Here is a 17,972-nt window from a genome sequence, read left to right on the forward strand (position 1 = left end):
AAACAAAAGCCCGCCGCACAGGGCAATACCGAACACACGGGAATGCAACGTCGAGGCGATGCTAGTGGCGCGGACGATACAGTACACGCCACGCGGGAAGCCGCTCGGCGTAAGCATCGACCAGTCCTGCGTCGGGTTCGAACGTCTCGACACGCTGCGGCCGCGTGCACACGGCGGCGATCGCCTCACCGGTGACAGCAAGTCGCCCCAATCTCGCCGCACCGAACGCCGCGCCGGTTTCGCCTCCCGCGAAGCGATGGATTGGAACATTCAGCACATTTGCCAGCACCGAAAGCCAGAACCGGGACCGTGAACCACCGCCGATGGCGTCGGCTTCCGCAATCGCAATGCCGGCATCCGCGAGCGCGTCACGGCAATCGGCAAGCGCGAAGGCAACGCCCTCGAGCACCGCCTGCACGATCGGGCCGCGATCGGTGCCATGGCTCAAGCCATCCAGCAAGCCGCGCACGACGGGATCGTCGTGCGGAGTGCGCTCTCCCGCAAGATAAGGCAGGAAGCTCACGGGCGACGGCGCCTGCGGGCGCGTTCCAAGCGGGGCCAGCAACTCGGCCTCGGTGGCGCCGAACAGGCGCGCGATCCAGGCCAGGCAAGAGGCGGCCGAGAGGATCGCGCCGGCCTGAATCCACATCGCGGGAATAGCGTGGCAGAACGTATGCACCGCGCGGTCGGGATTGGCGGCGATTGTGCTCGTCGGGGCCAGCAAGGCACCCGAGGTTCCCAGGGACAGGAAGGCGGTTCCCGGCTGGATCGCGCCGATGCCGATGGCGCCCGCCGGATTGTCTCCGGCACCGCCTGCGATCACTGGCGGCTTGCTCATGCCCCAGCGCCGCGCCAGCTCGCCGCGCAGTGTCGTTGCGGGCGCGCATCCCTCGACCAGACGCGGCATCTGATCGCGCGACAGTCCGGTCGCTGCCAGTGCCGCGTCCGACCAGTCCCGGCGCGCGGCATCGAGCCACAGCGATCCCGACGCGTCCGAGACGTCCTCGATTGCCTCGCCGCTCAGCACCAGGCGCAAATAGGCCTTTGGAAGCAGAACGAGTTTCGTCGCCGCGAAAATTTCAGGCTCGTGCGTCGCGATCCAGAGCAGCTTCGGCGCGGTGAATCCCGGCATCGCCTTGTTGCCCGTCGTCGCACGCAAGGCGGGCCAGCGTCGTTCCAGGACACGACACTCCGCGGCTGAGCGTCCGTCGTTCCAGAGGATGCAAGGCCGCAGCGGTCTCGAGCTCGCATCGAGCAGCGTGGCGCCATGCATCTGGCCGGACAGCCCTATGCCTTCGACGGCCGCCAACGCGCCGGCATGCGTCGCCTTCAGCGCATCCAGCGTGGCAAAGGTTGCCTCGACCCAATGTGCGGAATCCTGCTCGAAATAGCCGGGCTGCGGCGATGCGGTCGGGAGCGGCCGGCTCTCGCTTGCAATCACACGCTGGGCACCGTCGACGAGAACGGTCTTGACCGCCGAAGTGCCAAGATCGATGCCGAGATACATGGATGCTCCCCGCTCACTTCGCCGCGTCGATCCAGATCCCTGGCTCCGAATGCTCGCGGATGTGGGTGACCAGGAAGTCGGAAAACACCCTGATCTTGGCGGGCAGTCCGGCACGGTTCTGATAGGCGATGTTCATCGTGAGCAGCGGCAACTCCCAGTCCATCAGCACCGGGACGAGACGGCCCGCGGCGATGTCGCTTTGCACGATGTAGAGCGGCTGGATGAGGATGCCGAGCCCTGCCAGGGCGGCGCCGCGGATGACCTGGCCGTCATTGCTGTCGAGAGTCGGCGTGATGCGGACGGTCTGCGCGCCATGGGCTTTGCGCAGGCGCAGCGAATAGGGATCGTTGGCGAGGTTGTAGACCAGCATGTTGTGGCGCGCGAGATCGGCGGGTTGTTCCGGCTCGCCGCAGCTTGCGAGATAGGATGGCGCGGCCGCAAGCACACGCCGCATCTGGCCGATGCGGCGGACGATGATGTTCGAATCCGGCTCCTGCTCGCGCGTCCGGATCGCGACGTCGATGCCGGCCTCGATGAAATCGGGGTAGCGGTTGGCGGTGGTGATCTGCATGTTGAGCTTCGGATAGCGCGCGCGGAAAGCCGGCAGCATCGGCGCCAGATAGATTACCGCAAAGGACAGCGAGCTCGTGACTCGCAACGTGCCCTGCGGCGACAGCGCGCGATCGCTGACGATGTCCTCGGCCTCCGCCAGTTCGCTCAGAACCCGGCTGGACCTCTCCAGCAATTCCTGCCCCGCTTCCGTCAACCACAGCCGGCGGGTATTGCGCTCGATCAGCCGAACGGCGAGGCGCTCCTCGAGCGCGCTGAGGTGCCGGCTTGCGGCTGCATTGGACATGCGCAGCGCTTCGGCAGCTTTGGACAGGCTGCCGAGTTCAGCCGTCTTGGCAAATACCTCCAATTGCAGCAGGCGATCCATTTTTCCACATTTAGGAAAAGAGACTTGCGATTATTGACCTTTATTTCCGTATCCCGCAAGCCAAAATGGCCGCAACAGAAGCAAGATTGCAGGCGAGGAAACTGGGAAATGTCGGGCCCGATCAGGCACATCGTGATGTGGCGGCTGCGCGGGGAGACGCCAGCGGAGCGTTCCGCCGCCCGGGCCAAGGTCAAAACCCTGTTCGAGGGGCTGCGCGGCCGGATCGAGGGCCTCACCCATATTGAAGTAGGGCTCGACGTCAGCGATGTCGATTACGCCTGCGACGTGGTGCTGTTCTCCGAATTCACCGACCACGCCGCTCTCGCCGCCTACGCCACCCACCCCGAACATTTGCGCGTCCGCGAGGCGCTGGGCGACTTGCGGATCGGCCGCTTCCAGGTGGATTATCCCATCAAAGAGACCGGCGCATGATCGGTTCGTTCACCTTTGAAAACCTGCCCTGCCGCGTCGTGTTCGGTAGCGGAACGCTGGCTAGCGCCAAGGCCGAAGTCGAGCGACTCGGCGGCAAGCGCGCACTGGTGCTGACGACGCCGCAGCAGGAGGCGCAGGGCAAGAGCCTTGGGACGGCGCTTGGCTCGCTCTACGCCGGGATCTTTCCCGGCGCCACCATGCATACGCCGGTCGATGTCACGGAGCGGGCGCTCGCGGCGATGAAGGCGTGCGACGCCGACTGCGTCGTCTCGCTCGGCGGCGGATCGACGACGGGTCTCGGCAAGGCGCTGGCGCTGCGTACCGGCGTCAACCAGCTCTGCATTCCCACCACCTATGCCGGCTCGGAGATGACGCCGATCGTCGGCCAGACCGAGAACGGCCTCAAGACCACGGTGCGCGACGCGGCGGTGCTGCCGGAGACCGTGATCTACGACGTCGATCTCACCCTGACGCTGCCGGCGAGCCTGGCCGCGACCTCGGGCATCAACGCGATCGCGCATGCGGTGGAAGCGCTTTACGCGCGCGATACCAATCCCGTCACCTCGCTGATGGCGGAACAAGGCATCCGCGCGCTGGCCCGCGCCCTGCCCGCCATCGCCATTAAGAGCGATGACCGCGAGGCCCGCACCGAAGCACTATATGGCGCGTGGCTGTGCGGCGTCTGCCTCGGCACTGTCGGCATGGCGCTGCATCACAAGCTCTGTCACACGCTCGGCGGCACATTTAATCTGCCGCATGCAGAGACCCACACCATCGTACTGCCGCATGCGCTCGCCTACAACGCACCGGCGGTGCCGGACGCGATGGCACGCATCTCGCGCGCAATCGGTGCGACCGATGCATCGCAGGGACTTTATGACCTTGCAGGACGGCTAGGTGCGAAGGTCGCGCTGCGCGACGTCGGCATGCCCGAGAGCGGCATCGACAAGGCAGCCGATCTCGCGGTCACCAACGCCTACTGGAATCCGCGCCCGCTCGAGCGCGGCGCCATCCGCGACCTGATCGCGCGCGCCTGGGCCGGCGAACGGCCTGTTGCCATTGAAGCGGCGGCGTAAAGCGATGCGGCGCACGCTGATCAAATCCGCCACGGTCATCAGCATGGATGATTCGATCGGCGATTTTTCGGCCGGCGACGTGCTGGTCGACGGGATCCGCATCGTCGACGTACGCCCATCGATCGACCTCGGCAGCGGTGCGGCCGAGACCGAGATCGTCGACGGCACGGGGCGCATCGTCATCCCCGGCCTCATCAACGCACACATGCACACCTGGCAAACGGCCCTGCGCGGCTATGCCGCGAACTGGACGCTGCTGGAATATTTCCGCCGCATGCATGCCGGGCTCGCGACCGTATTCCGGCCCGAGGACATCTACATTGCGACCGTCGTCGGCGCGCTGAACCAGATCAATTGCGGCACCACTACGCTGGTCGACTGGTGCCACAACAATCCGACGCCCGCTCACACCGACGCCGCCGTGCTTGGCCTGGTCGAGAGCGGGATCCGCGCCGCCTTCTTTCATGGCTCGCCGAAGCCTGAGCCAAAATCGGGCGAACCGCATTTCTCGGAAGTGCCGCATCCGCGCCGCGAGGTCGAGCGGCTGCTGGCAGGGCCCCTCGCCGACCGCGACGGCCTCGTCACGCTTGGTCTTGCGATCCTCGGCCCGCACTACTCGACGCTGGACGTCGCCATGCACGATTTCCGCCTGGCGCGCGAACTCAAGCTGATCGCATCGATGCATCAGGGTGGCGGCCCCGCGAAGACGCCTGATGGCTGGGAGAAGCTGATCGAGGCCGGCCTCGTTGGCGCCGGCATCAACATCGTCCACGGCAACGATCTGCCCGACGATCTCCTCGATCGTCTTGTCGATCTCGGTGTGTCCTTCTCCGTCACGCCAGAGAACGAGATGATCCAGGGCCACGGCTTCCCGATCACCGGACGGCTGCTCAAGCGCGGCGTGCGGCCGACGATCGGCATCGACCTCGAATCCGTGCTGGCCGGCGACCTATTCGGCGTCGCGCGCGTCGCGCTGTCGATGCAACGGGCACTCGACAATGCCGAGTCACGCAAAGTGAGCGGCACGATTCCGGCGACTACTACGATTCCGGTCCGCGAAGCGCTGCGCTGGATCACCATCGAGGGTGCGCGCATGCTTGGCCGCGACAACCAGATCGGCTCTCTGACGCCGGGCAAGCTTGCCGACCTCGTCATCATCAACGCCTCGGATCTCAACCTCTTTCCGGTGCACGATCCCATCGCGACCGTCGTGATGCAGACCAGCCTCGCCAATATCGAGGCCGTCATGATCGGGGGCTCCTGGAAGAAACGGAACGGCCAACTGCTGGTTGCGGGCTTGGAAGCGAAGAAAGAGTTGCTGGCGCAATCCGGCCGGCGGCTGGTGCAGGACATCGAACGACAGGGACGCGCCGCCTGAAGGCGCCAATGGACAAGATCAATGACTGACGCTTCAAGGAATGTCGCTTTCATCGGGATCGGCAAGATGGGCCTGCCGATGTCGGCGCTCGTCGCCAAGGCCGGTTACGCCGTCACCGCGTTCGACCAGAGCGCAGCGCGGATCAGCGAGGCCCGTAGGCAGGGAATTTCGATTGCTGCTTCGCCGGCTGAAGCCGTGAGCGGCAAGGCGGTGGTCATCACGTCCCTGCCCGATGATGCAGCCTTGCGCGGCGCGCTGCTCGGCCCCAGCGGGCTCATCGCCGCAATGGCGCCCGGAGCCGTCCTGATCGAGACCAGCACCGTGAGCGTCGAAGCCTCCGCTGATGTCGGCGCCGCGGCGCAGGCACGCGACATCCTCTATCTGCGCGCGCCGGTCTCCGGCAATGCCAGCATCGTTCACACGGGCGCATTGACCTGCTTCGTCTCGGGGCCGAAAGACGCCTTCGAAAACGCAAAGCCGCTGTTCGCGGCGTTCACCCGCGCCCAGACCTACCTCGGGCCGACCGAGGAAGCTCGCTACGCCAAGCTCGCGGTCAATCTGATGATCGCGGTATCGGCGGCGATGATGGCCGAGAGCCTGGCGCTGGCGCGCAAGGGCGGCATCGCCTGGCAGGATATTCTGAAGGTGCTGGACGACAGCGCGGTGACCTCGCCCATGGTGAAGTACAAGACCGCGCCGCTGCGGACCCGCGATTTCGAGTCCAGCTTCTCATGCAAGCAGATGGCCAAGGATCTCGACCTGATCCTCGGCGCCGGACATGCCGTCGGCGTTCCGCTTCAGCTCGCCGCCCAGGTGCGCGAGACCTATGGATCGCTGATCGCACAGGGCGACGGCGACACCGACTTCATCGCGACCGTCAAGCATCTGGAACGGTTGTCCGGCCTCGGCGAGCCGAAGCTGTGATCTACGGAGGCAAACATGCGTAACTTCAACGAAACCACGATCACCGAGGCGGTGATTGAGCGGATCGCGGGCGCGACCGATCCGCGTATCAAGCAGGTCAGCGAAGCTCTGGTGCGCCACCTTCATGCCTTCGTCCGCGAGGTGCGGCCGACCCAGAAGGAATGGGAATACGGTATCGACTTCCTGACCCGCACCGGGCACATGTGCGACGACAAGCGCCAGGAGTTTATCCTGCTGTCGGATACGCTCGGCGTCTCCATGCTGGTCGACGCGATCAACCATCCGGTGCCGGAAGGCGCGACCGAGACCACGGTGCTGGGACCGTTCTTCGTCCAGGCAGCGCCGGAGAAGGACAGCGGCGCCGATATCTCCGGCCCGATGGAAGGCGACCCGATGCTGGTCACCGGCTCGGTCTCGACCGTCGACGGACGTCCGCTTGCGGGCGCCATCGTGGACGTCTGGCACTCCGACGATGACGGCTATTACGACGTGCAGCAGCTCGACGAGATCGGAAATCTCGCGATGCGCGCGCGCTTCCACACCGACGCCAACGGCCGCTTCCATTTCTGGTCGATCAAGCCGGCCGCCTATCCGATCCCGCATGACGGCCCGGTCGGCGAGATGCTCGAGGTGCAGGGCCGCCATCCCTGGCGTCCGGCGCATGTGCACTTCATGATCTCGGCGCCCGGCTTCGAGCAGCTCGTGACCCACGTGTTCGTCGCCGGCGACAAATATCTCGACTCTGACGTCGTGTTCGGCGTCAAGGACAGCCTGATCCGCGAGTTCACCCGTCATCCGGCGGGGCGTGCGCCGGATGGTCGCATGGTGGACGGCGACTATTTTCACCTCAATTACGATTTCGGCCTGAAGCAGGTCGCGAGCAATGCAAGAGCCGCCTAGACTGGACGGCGACGGACCGACAAGAGTCCGGCAACAGGGAGCAGACGGGGAGTGAGGATGGGGCCGCGTGTCAGCACGGGCATATTGGCCGATCGCCTGTCGGGGATGATCGGTCCGCGCGCGAGCGTCGCTCGCGCCGTGCTCGACCAGCATGGGCAGAGCGAGTCGCATTATCGCAACCTGCCCCCCGACATCGTCGTTTTCCCCGAGACCACCCAGGAGGTCGCGGAGATCGTCAAGCTGTGCGCGGCCGCGAATATGCCAATCGTGCCGTTCGGCGCCGGCACCTCGCTGGAAGGCAATGCCGCTTCCGTCGCGGGCGGCGTGTGCTTCGACTTCTCGCGCATGAACAGGGTTCTGACCGTGCACGACAGCGACATGGATGTCGTGGTGCAGCCCGGCATCACGCGAAAGCAGCTCAATGCCGAGCTTCGAGGGACCGGACTTTTCTTTCCGATCGATCCCGGCGCGGACGCCTCCATCGGCGGCATGACGTCGACGCGCGCGTCCGGCACCATGGCAGTGCGCTACGGCACCATGAAGGACAACGTCATGGCGCTCGAGGTGGTGCTCGCCGACGGCCGGGTCATCCGAACCGCCAGGCGCGCGCGCAAATCGGCCGCCGGTTACGATTTGACGCGCATGTTCGTCGGGGCCGAAGGCACGCTCGGGATCATCACAGAGATCACGTTGAAGGTGCACCCGGTGCCACAGGCGATCTCGGCAGCGGTCTGCAGCTTCGACACGCTGCACAATGCCGTCGACACGGCGATCTCCGTGATCCAGTCCGCGATCCCCGTCGCGCGCATCGAGCTGCTCGACGACGTCATGATGCGCGGCATCAACGCCTACGCAAAGCTCGGCTATCGCGAGGCTCCCACCCTGTTCTTCGAATTCCATGGCTCCGAGACCTCCGTCGCCGAGCAGGCCGAGGCCGCGCAAGCCATCGCCGCCGATCATGGCGGCCATGGCTTTGCCTGGGCCAAGGCGGCGGAAGACCGCAGCCGGCTCTGGCACGCGCGCGACAACACGCTTTATGCGGGCCTGGGCCTGCGGCCCGGCGCGCGCGCCGTGATCACCGATGTCTGCGTGCCGATCTCGCGGCTGGCGGAATGCCTGACCGAGACCCGGCGCGATGCGGATGAGCACGGCTTTATTGCGCCGATCGTCGGCCATGTCGGCGACGGCAATTTCCACATGCTGATCCTGATCGACCCCGCGAAGCCCGAAGAGGCCGAAGGCGCCAAGGCGCTCCAGGCCCGCATGGTCGCCCGCGCCATCGCCATGGACGGCACCTGCACCGGCGAGCACGGTATCGGCCTCGGCAAGATCGACTATCTCACCGACGAGCTCGGCGAAGCCGTCGACGTGATGCGACAGATCAAGACCGCGCTCGACCCTGATGGACTGATGAACCCCGGAAAGATCTTTGCAAGCGGAGCGCGCGCATGAGCACCGCCGCATTGGCCATCGAGCCTGTCTCGCCCACGCCGCTGCTGGAGCTGCGCGGCATCAGCAAGGAGTTTCCCGGCGTCAAGGCGCTGGATGACGTGTCCTTTGCCGTCTTCCCCGGCGAAGTCCACATGCTGCTCGGGGAGAACGGCGCCGGCAAGTCGAGCCTGATGAAGGTGCTGTGCGGCGCCTACCGCGCCGACGCCGGCGAGTTCTATTACAAGGGCGAGAAGGTCGCGATCTCCTCGACCGCCGATGCGCAGAAGCTCGGCATCGCGGTGATCTTCCAGGAGTTCTCGCTCGTCCCCCATCTCGATATCGCCCAGAACATCTTCCTCGGCCGCGAGCCGAAGGGCCGTATCCCCTGCACCATCGACCGCCGCAGGATTCTGGCCGACGCGAGGCGCGTGCTCGGCACGATCGGCTTCGACATCGATCCCTCCACCATCGTCGACAAATTGGGCGTGGCGCAGCAGCAGATGGTCGAGATCGCGAAAGCGATCAGCCAGAACGCCCGCATCCTCGTGATGGACGAGCCGACGGCGGCGCTGTCCGACCGCGAAACGGAGCTTCTGTTCGCGCTGATCGCGCGGCTGAAGGCCGATGGCGTCTCCATCGTCTACATCTCCCACCGCATGGCCGAAGTGTTCGCGCTCGGCGACCGCATCACCGTGCTGCGCGACGGCCGCCGCATCGACGGCGTCCGGCCCGAAGACGTAACGCCGGACCAGCTCGTCCGCATGATGGTCGGCCGCAACGTCGACATGACCTACCCGCGCAACTTTGCCGACAAGCCCGGCGAGCTGCTGCTGGAGGTCAGGGGACTGACCGCCTCGACAGGGATTTCGGACATCAACATCGAGGTCCGGCGGGGCGAGATCGTGGGCCTCTGCGGTCTGGTCGGTTCCGGCCGCAGCGAAGTCGCGCGCGCGATCTTCGGCGCCGATCCCGTGACGTCAGGTGAGATCGTGTTCGACGGCAAGAGCATTTCCGGCGAGCCTGATCTCGCCGCCCGCCGCGGCATCGCGCTGATCCCGGAGAGCCGCAAGAGCGAGGGTCTCGCGCTGCTGCGGTCGGTGAGCGACAATCTGGTGGTGTCGGCGCTGCGCAAGCTGTTCCCGAGCGGCCTGTTCGACCAGCGCAGCGCACAGCGCACCTCCGACGGCCTGATCCGGCAGTTGAGGATCGCGACGCCAAGCGCGCGGCAGACCGTCGGCCTGCTTTCGGGCGGCAACCAGCAGAAGGTCGTGATCGGAAAATGGCTGGCGGCCGGTTCAAAACTCTTCATCTTCGACGAGCCGACGCGGGGAATCGACGTCGGAGCCAAATCCGAGATCTTTGCGCTGATCGACCGGCTGGTCGCGGAAGGCGCCGCTGCGCTGATGATCTCGTCCGAGCAGGTCGAGATCTGCCATGTCTGCGATCGCGCCTATGTGATGCGCGAGGGCCGCATCGCCGGGCATTTGACGCGCAACGAACTGACCGAGGAGAACATCGTGCGACTGGGGATGCATCATGCGTGAGGCCGCGGTCGTTTCCGAGCCCCATCCGCTGCAACGCATTCCCGGCGTTGCCATCGTGCTGGTGCTGCTGATCGCGCTGTTCAGCGCGATCGCGCCCGGCTTCCTGTCGGTCGCCAACCTCTCCAACGTGCTGGTGCAGTCGACCATCCTGACCATGCTGGCGCTGCCGATGACCCTGATCATCATGACCGAGGGGCTGGACCTGTCGATGGGCGCGGTGCTGACGCTGACCTCGCTCTGCGTCGCCATCGTCTCGCTCGCGACCCAATCGATGCTGCTCGGCCTCGGTGCCGGCCTGCTCGTGGGAGCCGCCTTCGGCACCGTCAACGGCTGGCTGGTCGCGATCCTCGGCATCCCGCCTTTCGTCGCGACGCTCGGCACGCTCGGCATGGCGCAAGGCCTGTCGCTGATCGTCAGCGACGGCCAGAGCGTGGTCGGCATCCCCCACAGCGTGCGCGACATCTACTCGGCGACGCTACTGGGCATCCCCGTGCCGATCGTGATGGCGCTGGTGACTTACGCCGCGTTTCACGGCTTGCTCTATCACACCCGCTTCGGCACCTACATCTTCGCGCTCGGCGGCAACCGTGAGGCGCTGCGCTATGCCGGCCTCTCGCCGAACCGGCTTCTGATCGCGGTCTATGCGATCGGCGGCGCCATGGCCGGCATCGCGGGCCTGCTGATGACCGCGCGGATGAATTCCGGCCACCCCACCGCCGGCCTCGGCCTCGAATTCGATGCGATTGCGGCCGTCGCGGTCGGCGGCACCTCTTTCGAGCGCGGCAATGGCTGGCTGCTCGGCACGTTGCTTGGCGTGATCGCGGTCGGTGTGCTGCGCAACGGGCTGAACCTGATCTCGATGCCATCCTCGGTGCAGGTCGCGAGCGTCGGTGTCCTCGTCATCGTCGCGCTGTTCCTCGATGGTCTCAGGAGCCACGCATGACCGACATCACCAAGGAGGCCATCGTGCCGTCCCGTTCCTTGCTGTCGCAGGATGCGGTCCAGGTATTCTATCGCCTGCTCGCGGCGCTGCTGATCTGTGCGGTGCTCGCGGTGCTCAGCGATTCCTTCCTGAGCCTCGGCAACATCCTCAATGTGCTCCGGCAGGCCAGCCTGACCTTCTTCATCGCCTCCGGTCTCACGCTGGTGGTGCTCACCGCCGGCCTCGACCTCTCCGTCGGCGCCAACGTCGCGCTGTCCGCCTGTATCGCCGGGACCGTGATCCACAAGACAGGCTCGCCGGCGCTCGGCATCCTGACCGGAATCGCCTGCGGCGGCATCGTCGGGCTTCTCAACGGGGTCATGGTCACTGCCCTGCGCATCCCCTCCTTCATCGCCACCTACGGCATGCTCTGGGTGCTGAACGGCCTGACCTATTGGTACATGGCGGGCGAGACCCTGCACGGCTTTCCGGCGGGCTTCCGCCAGATCGGCAGCGGCTATCTGTTCGGCCTGCCGATCCCGGTCTATCTGCTGCTGGTGTTCCTCGGGATCGGGACGCTGTTTGCGCAGCGCACGATCTGGGGCCAGGAGATCTATGCGATCGGTGCCAACCCGGTCGCGGCCCGGCTGTCCGGCATTCCCGTCGCACGCCGCCTGCTGCTGGTCTACGCCGTCTCCGGCACCATGGCGGGGCTCGCCTCGATCATCTTCCTGTCGCGGCTCAATTCGGCCGAGGCCGACATCGGCGAAAGCCTGACGCTGCCCGCGATCGCGGCCGTGCTGATCGGCGGCACCTCGCTGTTCGGCGGCGTCGGCACCGTGTTCGGCACCTTCATCGGCGCGTTGATCCTGACGCTGGTGCTGAACGGCATGAATCTCTTGTCGGTCAGCGCCAACTGGCAGCCGCTGGTCACCGGCATCATCGTCATTCTCGCGGTCTGGCTCGACATGAAGACCCGCCGCCGCGCGCAATGAGTTCCTGGACTACCAACAAGCAAAACGAGGGATGGAGACAACATGAAACAGAAACTGGGCTACTTGACGTCCTATTTGGCGCTGCCGCTGCTGATGGCGGCCGCGTTCACGACGCAGGCGCGCGCCGACGGCGAGACGATCGCCGTATTCACCAAGAACCAGACAAACCCGTTCTTCCAGACGGTGCGGGTTGGCGCCGACAGCATGGCGAAGGCGCTGAACGCGAAGACGCTCCAGTACATCCCGACCAAGCCGGACTCCATCCCCGAGCAGCTCAGCCAGATCGAGGACGTCGTGGTTAAGAAGCCGAGCGCGATCGTCTTCACGCCGGTCGACTACAAGGCGATGGTGCCGGGCGTCGAGAAGATCAACGAGGCAAAGATCCCGGTCGTCAACATCACCGACCGCTCCGCGGGCGGCAAGTTCCTCTCCTTCGTCGGCGCCGACGATTACAGCCTTGGGCTGGAGACTGCGCGTTTCCTGCTCAAGACGCTCGGCGGCAAAGGCAACATCGTCATCATCGAGGGCGTCAAGGGCTCGTTGACCAACGTCGACCGCGTCCGCGGCTTCAACGACGCGCTGAAGGAAAACGCGGGTGCCAAGCTGCTGGCCTCGCAGCCCGGCAACTACCAGCGGCTGCAGGCGCTCCAGGTGATGGAGAATTTGATGCAGTCGAACTCGCAGATCGACGGCGTGCTCGCCGCCAACGACGCCATGGCGGTCGGCGCGATCGAGGCGCTCGACGGTGCCAACCGCAAGGCCCAGGTGATCGGCATCAACGGCACCAAGGAGGCGATCGATGCCATCAAGTCCGGCAAGCTGCTGGCGAGCGGCGACTACAACGGATTTTTTCAAGGATGCCTCGGCACCATGATGGCGATCCGCAGCTTGCGCAACCAGCCGGTCATCAATGAGATCGTGCTAAAGCCGACCGTCATCACCAAGGACAATTACCAGCCGTTCGACGTGCCGCTGGAGCAGCGGACCTGCCCGACCTTCGAGGACGCCAGCAAGCTCGGCGCCAAATAGGCCAGCCGATCAAGACAAGCACGGACGGCCGCCTTTGCGGCCGTCCCAAGAAAACGAGACATAAAAGGAGACACCATGCTGTTCGCTATTCACGCCCTCGACCGCGCCGGCGCACTGCTGACCCGGCTGGCCAATTACGACGCGCACAAGGCCTTTCTGAGCGACACCTCGCGCTTCGGCGTCAAGATCGTGATGTCGGGGCCGCTCGTCTCCGATGATGGCCAGACCATGATCGGCAGCCTGTTCCTGATCGAGGCGCCCGGCCGCAGCGAAGTCGAAGCCTTCAACCACGCCGATCCCTTTGCCGAGGCCGGCATCTGGGACAAGGTCACGATCACGGGCTTCCTGCGCCGACAAGGTTGAAAGTTGCGACGGGCCATCGCCTGGCACCCGGCAAGGGCGTTCGCGCGGCCGTTACTTCGGATCTTTGTTCAGCTCTATGGCGACCTGCGAGACCCAGGCACCAGGCGCATCCATGACGAACGACTGGTGATTGCCCGCGGTCCGGATCGTCACCAACGCCGCAACGGTGTTGCCTTCAATTCTTGCCTCTATCAATCCGTCCTCCGAACTCGTTCCGTAGATCTTGCCACCCTGGCGGTATTCGCTCTCGAACCAATTCCCCGAAAACTCCTTGCCGTTCTGCTCCATGTTGGCGGACAAGACCATTTTGTAGGCATCGCTCGCGCATCGCAAATCCAGAGTGAGCGATCGGCCCAGCCTCGTGACGTTGTAGGCGACCCTGCAGCGCACCTTCTCGCGGGGACCATCGGCAGGCTTCATCGAACCCGTCCCTGACCAAGTGCCGGCCAAACCGTCCAGGGTCGCTTCCGCATAGGACGCGTTCAGGGCCACCAGCGCGAGGCAGGCGAGGCCGGCACTCCCTCGCTTAAGGGATGATTTCAAAGACACCGCGGCGGCTCCGATTCGTTGGGTTTGAACCGACCCTAGCCGCGATCAACCGATCAAAATTTGGCGAAGATGTTGAGATATGTTGCGGAACATGACTGAACCACGCGGCCCGGACCCGCTCGCGATGACAGTCTAACCCTGCGGCAATGCGTCGAGATGGCACGCCACCCACTGCTCGCTTCCGGCTGCGCGAAGCACCGGCTCCTCGGTCCGGCAGCGGTCGAAGACCAGCGGACACCGGGTGTGGAAGCGGCATCCGCGCGGAGGGTTGATCGGGCTCGGCACGTCGCCCTTGAGGATGATGGGATTGCGCTGAGCCCCCGGCTCGGGCAGCGGCACGGCCGAGAGCAGCGCCTTCGTGTAGGGATGCTTCGGCGCGGCAAATATCTCGCGGCGCGGCGCCACTTCGACGATCTTGCCAAGATACATCACCGCCACGCGGTGGGTCATGTGCTCGACGATCGCGAGGTCGTGGCTGATGAACAACAGCGCCAGGCCGAACTCGTTCTGGAGATCCTGGAGCAGATTGACGATCTGCGCCTTGACCGAAACGTCGAGCGCCGAGACCGCCTCATCGCAGACGATCAGCTCGGGCTCGGCCGCGAGTGCGCGCGCAATGCCGATGCGCTGGCGCTGGCCGCCGGAGAATTCGTGCGGCCTGCGGTTCAGCGCCTCGCGCGGCAGGCGCACCGTGTCCATCAGCGCCGTCACGCGCGTTTCGAGATCGCTTGCGGATTTGGCGAGGCCGAAATTGCGGATCGGCTCGGCCAGGATGTCGCGCACGCGCATCCGCGGATTGAGGCTCGAGAACGGATCCTGGAACACCACCTGCACGCGGCGGCGCATCTGGCGCATCGTGCTCGGATGTGCGTCGTCGATACGCTGGCCGTCGAGAATGACCTGGCCAGCGGTGATGTCGAACAGCCGCAGGATGGCACGGCCGACCGTGGACTTGCCGCAGCCGGATTCGCCGACCAGCGACAGCGTCTCGCCGCGCGCGACCTCGAACGAGACGCCGTCGACCGCATAGACCCATTCGGACTTGCGCCCGAACAGCCCGGTCTTGACCGGAAAGTGCTTCTTGAGGTCGTTAACCTGGAGCAGCGGGGGACTCATGCCGCAACGGCTCCCTTGGCAGCGTAGTGGCAGGCGGCGACGTGGCGCGGCCCCTTCTCCTCGAGCCCGGGCGCATACTGGCGACAGAGATCGGTCGCAAGCGCACAGCGGCCGGCAAAGACGCAGCCGATGATGGGCTTGCGGAGGTCAGGCACCTGGCCGGGAATCTCGGCCAGCCGTCGCGCGGTGCCGGTCAGCGACGAGCCGAGCCGCGGTACCGCGCCGAGCAGGCCTTGCGTATAGGGATGGCGCGGCGAGCGGAACAGCTCGGCGACCGGCGCCTCCTCGACCTTGCGGCCGGCATACATCACCATGACGCGCTCGGCGATCTCGGCGACGACGCCGAGATCGTGAGTGATCAGGATAATTGCCGCACCGACGCGGTGCTTCAGGTCCAGCATCAGTTTCAGGATCTGCGCCTGGATGGTCACGTCGAGCGCGGTGGTCGGCTCGTCCGCGATCAAGAGCTTCGGATTGCAGGCGAGCGCGATCGCGATCATCACGCGCTGGCGCATGCCGCCCGAGAGCTGGTGTGGATATTCGCGCACGCGCCGCGCCGGTTCGGGAATGCCGACGAGGGTCAGCATCTCGATCGCGTGCGCCTCGGCCGCCGCCTTGTCGAGGCCCTGATGGATCATGAGCGTCTCGCGGATCTGGCGGCCGACGGTCAACACCGGGTTCAGGCTCGTCATCGGCTCCTGAAAGATCATCGAGATGTCGTTGCCGCGGATGGCACGCATCTCGCGGTCGGAAAGCTGCAGAAGATCCCTGCCCGCGAAGCGGATGGTGCCGGCGATCCTGCCGGGCGGCTCCGGAATCAGCCGCATCAGCGACATCGAGGTCACCGACTTGCCGCAGCCGGACTCGCCGACGATGGCGAGCGTCTCGCCCTCGTTGACATGGAAGGACACACCGTCGACCGCGCGGTTGATGCCGCTCGGCGTCCGGAAGTGGGTCTGGAGGTCCTCGACTTCTAGCAAAGCCATCGCGTTCAGCCTCGGTGCATCAGAGGCTCTTGGCCATGCGCGGATCGAGCGCATCGCGAAGGCCGTCGCCAAGCAGGTTCACGGCAAGCACGGTGACGGAGAGGAACGCCGCCGGAAAAAACACGATGTAGGGCTTGACCTGCCACAGCGCGCGGCCTTCGGCCATGATGTTGCCCCAGGACGGAATGGTGGGCGGCGTGCCCGCGCCGATGAAGGACAGGATCGCCTCCGTGATCATGGCGCTGGCGCAGATGTAGGTCGCCTGCACCAGCATCGGCGCCAGCGTGTTGGGCAGGATGTGGCGCACGATGATCATCGGCGTCCGCGTGCCGCACGCCACCGCCGCATCCACGTAGGGCTGCTCGCGCAGCGACAGGACCACGCTGCGGACAAGGCGCGAGACGCGCGGGATCTCGGCGATCGTGATGGCCAGGATGACGTTGCCGACGCTGCCGCGCGTCAGCGCCATCAGCGCGATCGCCAGCAGGATCGGCGGGATCGACATCAGGCCGTCCATGAAGCGCATCAGGATGCCGTCGGCCCAGCGGATGAAGCCGGAGACGATGCCGATGGCAAGACCCACCGCGGACGCACATATCGCGACTGACAGCCCGACCGTGAGCGACACCCGCGCGCCGAACAGCACGCGCGAATAGATGTCGCGGCCGAGCACATCGCTGCCGAACCAGAAATCGGCATTGGGCGCACGGGTGCGTTTGGCGGGCGCGAGCGCGGTCGGATCGACCGTTCCGAGAATTGGCGCGAAGATCGCGATCAGGACCAGCGTCAGCAGCAGCGCGCCGCCGATCGCAACGGTCGGATGGCCGCGCAAGAGCCCGATGAAGCCGCGCCGGATTTTGACCGGCCGCAGGATTTCGGGCAGTTGCGGCGCGAGGACGAGGCCGGCCGGCAGCGCTTGTGGATTGAAAGTCGTGTCGGTCAATAGCGGATCCTCGGGTCAACGATCGTATAGGTGACGTCGATCATCAGATTGACGAGGACGTAGACGAAGCTGAACAGCAGCACGATGCCCTGGATCACGGGATAGTCGCGGCGCAGGATCGCATCGATCGTGAGCCGGCCGAGGCCAGGGATCGCGAACACGCTCTCCGTGACGACCGCGCCGCCGATCAGAAGCGCGATGCCGATCCCAATCACCGTGACAATCGGCACCGCCGCGTTCTTGAGCGCGTGGATGAACAGGATGCCGCCCTGCCCGAGGCCCTTGGCGCGCGCAGTGCGGATATAATCCTGCTGCAGCACTTCGAGCATGGTGGCGCGGGTGATGCGCGCGATCAGCGCAATATAGACGCAGCCGAGCGCGACAGCCGGCAGGATCAAATTCTCCAGCCAAGGCCAGAAGCCTGCCGCAAGCGGCGTATAGCCCTGCACCGGAAGCCATTCCAGCTGGAGCGCGAAGACGTAGGCGAGCATGTAGCCGACCACGAAGACGGGCAGCGAGAAGCCGAACACCGCGAAGCCCATGATGACGCGGTCGATCAGGCTCCCGGCTTTCCACGCCGCCAGCACCCCAAGCGGCACCGCGATCACGATCGTGAGCAGCAGGGTGACGACCATGAGCGACAGCGTCGGTCCGAGACGCTGCCCGATCATCGTCGAGACCGGCAGATTGGTGAAGATCGAGGTGCCGAGATCGCCGTGCAGGATGCGCCAGACCCAGCTTCCGAACTGGATCAGGAACGGCCGGTCGAGGCCGAGGCTCTGGCGGATGCGCTCCACATCCTCCGGGCTCGCCTGGTCGCCCGCGATCACCACGGCCGGATCACCCGGCGCGATGTAAAGCAGGCTGAACACGAACAGCGCGACGATTGCCATCACCGGCAAGGTCGCGACGATGCGACGGAGGATGTAGGAGAGCATCT

18 protein-coding genes are annotated in these 17,972 nt (G+C 65.5%); 11 read left to right on the forward strand and 7 right to left on the reverse strand.

Features of this window, described 5'->3' with window-relative positions; translation table 11 throughout:
• Positions 1-61 precede the first annotated feature (61 nt).
• Together xylB and NR187_RS08555 are read right to left on the reverse strand one after the other, a co-directional pair.
• On the reverse strand, positions 62-1,507 hold the full coding sequence (xylB, locus tag NR187_RS08550; protein WP_211383124.1) for a xylulokinase: 1,446 nt from the start codon (positions 1,505-1,507) through the stop codon (positions 62-64).
• Positions 1,508-1,520: 13 nt separating this feature from the next.
• The gene (locus NR187_RS08555; protein WP_211383123.1) at positions 1,521-2,444 is read right to left on the reverse strand and encodes a LysR family transcriptional regulator; all 924 of its coding nucleotides are present in this window, start codon (positions 2,442-2,444) and stop codon (positions 1,521-1,523) included.
• 108 nt (positions 2,445-2,552) lie between these two features.
• Between NR187_RS08555 and NR187_RS08560 the strand changes: the two genes are divergently transcribed.
• From NR187_RS08560 to NR187_RS08610, 11 genes are all read left to right on the forward strand, one after another.
• The gene (locus tag NR187_RS08560; RefSeq protein WP_211383122.1) at positions 2,553-2,876 is read left to right on the forward strand and encodes a Dabb family protein; all 324 of its coding nucleotides are present in this window, start codon (positions 2,553-2,555) and stop codon (positions 2,874-2,876) included.
• Complete coding sequence (locus NR187_RS08565) at positions 2,873-3,952, forward strand: maleylacetate reductase (RefSeq protein ID WP_211383121.1); 1,080 nt, start codon at positions 2,873-2,875, stop codon at positions 3,950-3,952. Before NR187_RS08560 ends, NR187_RS08565 begins: the two co-directional genes overlap by 4 nt.
• A 4-nt stretch (positions 3,953-3,956) precedes the next feature.
• Positions 3,957-5,330 carry an amidohydrolase family protein gene (locus NR187_RS08570; protein ID WP_211383120.1) on the forward strand — a complete coding sequence of 458 codons (1,374 nt, stop codon included), beginning with the start codon at positions 3,957-3,959 and terminating at the stop codon, positions 5,328-5,330.
• A 21-nt stretch (positions 5,331-5,351) separates the two neighbouring features.
• Positions 5,352-6,254, forward strand: a complete 903-nt coding sequence (locus NR187_RS08575; protein ID WP_211383119.1) for an NAD(P)-dependent oxidoreductase — start codon at positions 5,352-5,354, stop codon at positions 6,252-6,254.
• A gap of 15 nt (positions 6,255-6,269) precedes the next feature.
• Positions 6,270-7,154, forward strand: a complete 885-nt coding sequence (locus NR187_RS08580) for an intradiol ring-cleavage dioxygenase (protein ID WP_211383118.1) — start codon at positions 6,270-6,272, stop codon at positions 7,152-7,154.
• A 57-nt stretch (positions 7,155-7,211) separates the two neighbouring features.
• Positions 7,212-8,606, forward strand: coding sequence for an FAD-linked oxidase C-terminal domain-containing protein (locus tag NR187_RS08585; RefSeq protein WP_211383117.1), 1,395 nt, complete (start codon positions 7,212-7,214; stop codon positions 8,604-8,606).
• Positions 8,603-10,129: a sugar ABC transporter ATP-binding protein gene (locus tag NR187_RS08590; protein WP_211383116.1), complete on the forward strand. Its 1,527-nt coding sequence runs from the start codon at positions 8,603-8,605 to the stop codon at positions 10,127-10,129. Before NR187_RS08585 ends, NR187_RS08590 begins: the two co-directional genes overlap by 4 nt.
• Entirely contained in the window at positions 10,122-11,072 is a 951-nt protein-coding gene (locus tag NR187_RS08595) for an ABC transporter permease (RefSeq protein WP_211383115.1), read from the forward strand. Before NR187_RS08590 ends, NR187_RS08595 begins: the two co-directional genes overlap by 8 nt.
• Positions 11,069-12,046, forward strand: coding sequence for an ABC transporter permease (locus NR187_RS08600; protein WP_211383114.1), 978 nt, complete (start codon positions 11,069-11,071; stop codon positions 12,044-12,046). The genes NR187_RS08595 and NR187_RS08600 overlap by 4 nt, the downstream gene beginning before the upstream one ends.
• 42 nt (positions 12,047-12,088) lie before the next feature.
• A complete protein-coding gene (locus NR187_RS08605; RefSeq protein ID WP_211383113.1) occupies positions 12,089-13,075 on the forward strand; it encodes a sugar ABC transporter substrate-binding protein in 987 nt (328 codons plus the stop codon).
• A 75-nt stretch (positions 13,076-13,150) separates the two neighbouring features.
• A complete protein-coding gene (locus tag NR187_RS08610; RefSeq protein ID WP_211383112.1) occupies positions 13,151-13,438 on the forward strand; it encodes a YciI family protein in 288 nt (95 codons plus the stop codon).
• Positions 13,439-13,489: 51 nt separating this feature from the next.
• Here the strand turns inward: NR187_RS08610 and NR187_RS08615 are convergent, their stop codons facing one another.
• The 5 genes from NR187_RS08615 to NR187_RS08635 form a co-directional block, all read right to left on the reverse strand.
• Complete coding sequence (locus NR187_RS08615) at positions 13,490-13,987, reverse strand: hypothetical protein (protein WP_211383111.1); 498 nt, start codon at positions 13,985-13,987, stop codon at positions 13,490-13,492.
• Between the two features lie 132 nt (positions 13,988-14,119).
• Positions 14,120-15,103, reverse strand: coding sequence for an ABC transporter ATP-binding protein (locus tag NR187_RS08620; RefSeq protein WP_211383110.1), 984 nt, complete (start codon positions 15,101-15,103; stop codon positions 14,120-14,122).
• Positions 15,100-16,089, reverse strand: coding sequence for an ABC transporter ATP-binding protein (locus NR187_RS08625; protein ID WP_211383109.1), 990 nt, complete (start codon positions 16,087-16,089; stop codon positions 15,100-15,102). Before NR187_RS08625 ends, NR187_RS08620 begins: the two co-directional genes overlap by 4 nt.
• A 19-nt stretch (positions 16,090-16,108) precedes the next feature.
• Positions 16,109-17,032, reverse strand: a complete 924-nt coding sequence (locus tag NR187_RS08630) for an ABC transporter permease (protein WP_211383108.1) — start codon at positions 17,030-17,032, stop codon at positions 16,109-16,111.
• Positions 17,029-17,970 (reverse strand): ABC transporter permease, encoded by a 942-nt coding sequence (locus NR187_RS08635; protein ID WP_211383107.1) that lies wholly within the window; start codon positions 17,968-17,970, stop codon positions 17,029-17,031. The genes NR187_RS08630 and NR187_RS08635 overlap by 4 nt, the downstream gene beginning before the upstream one ends.
• Between the last annotated feature and the right edge of the window lie 2 nt (positions 17,971-17,972).

The organism is Bradyrhizobium sp. Bra64 (assembly GCF_024519875.1).
Classification (GTDB): Bacteria; Pseudomonadota; Alphaproteobacteria; order Rhizobiales; family Xanthobacteraceae; genus Bradyrhizobium; species Bradyrhizobium japonicum_G.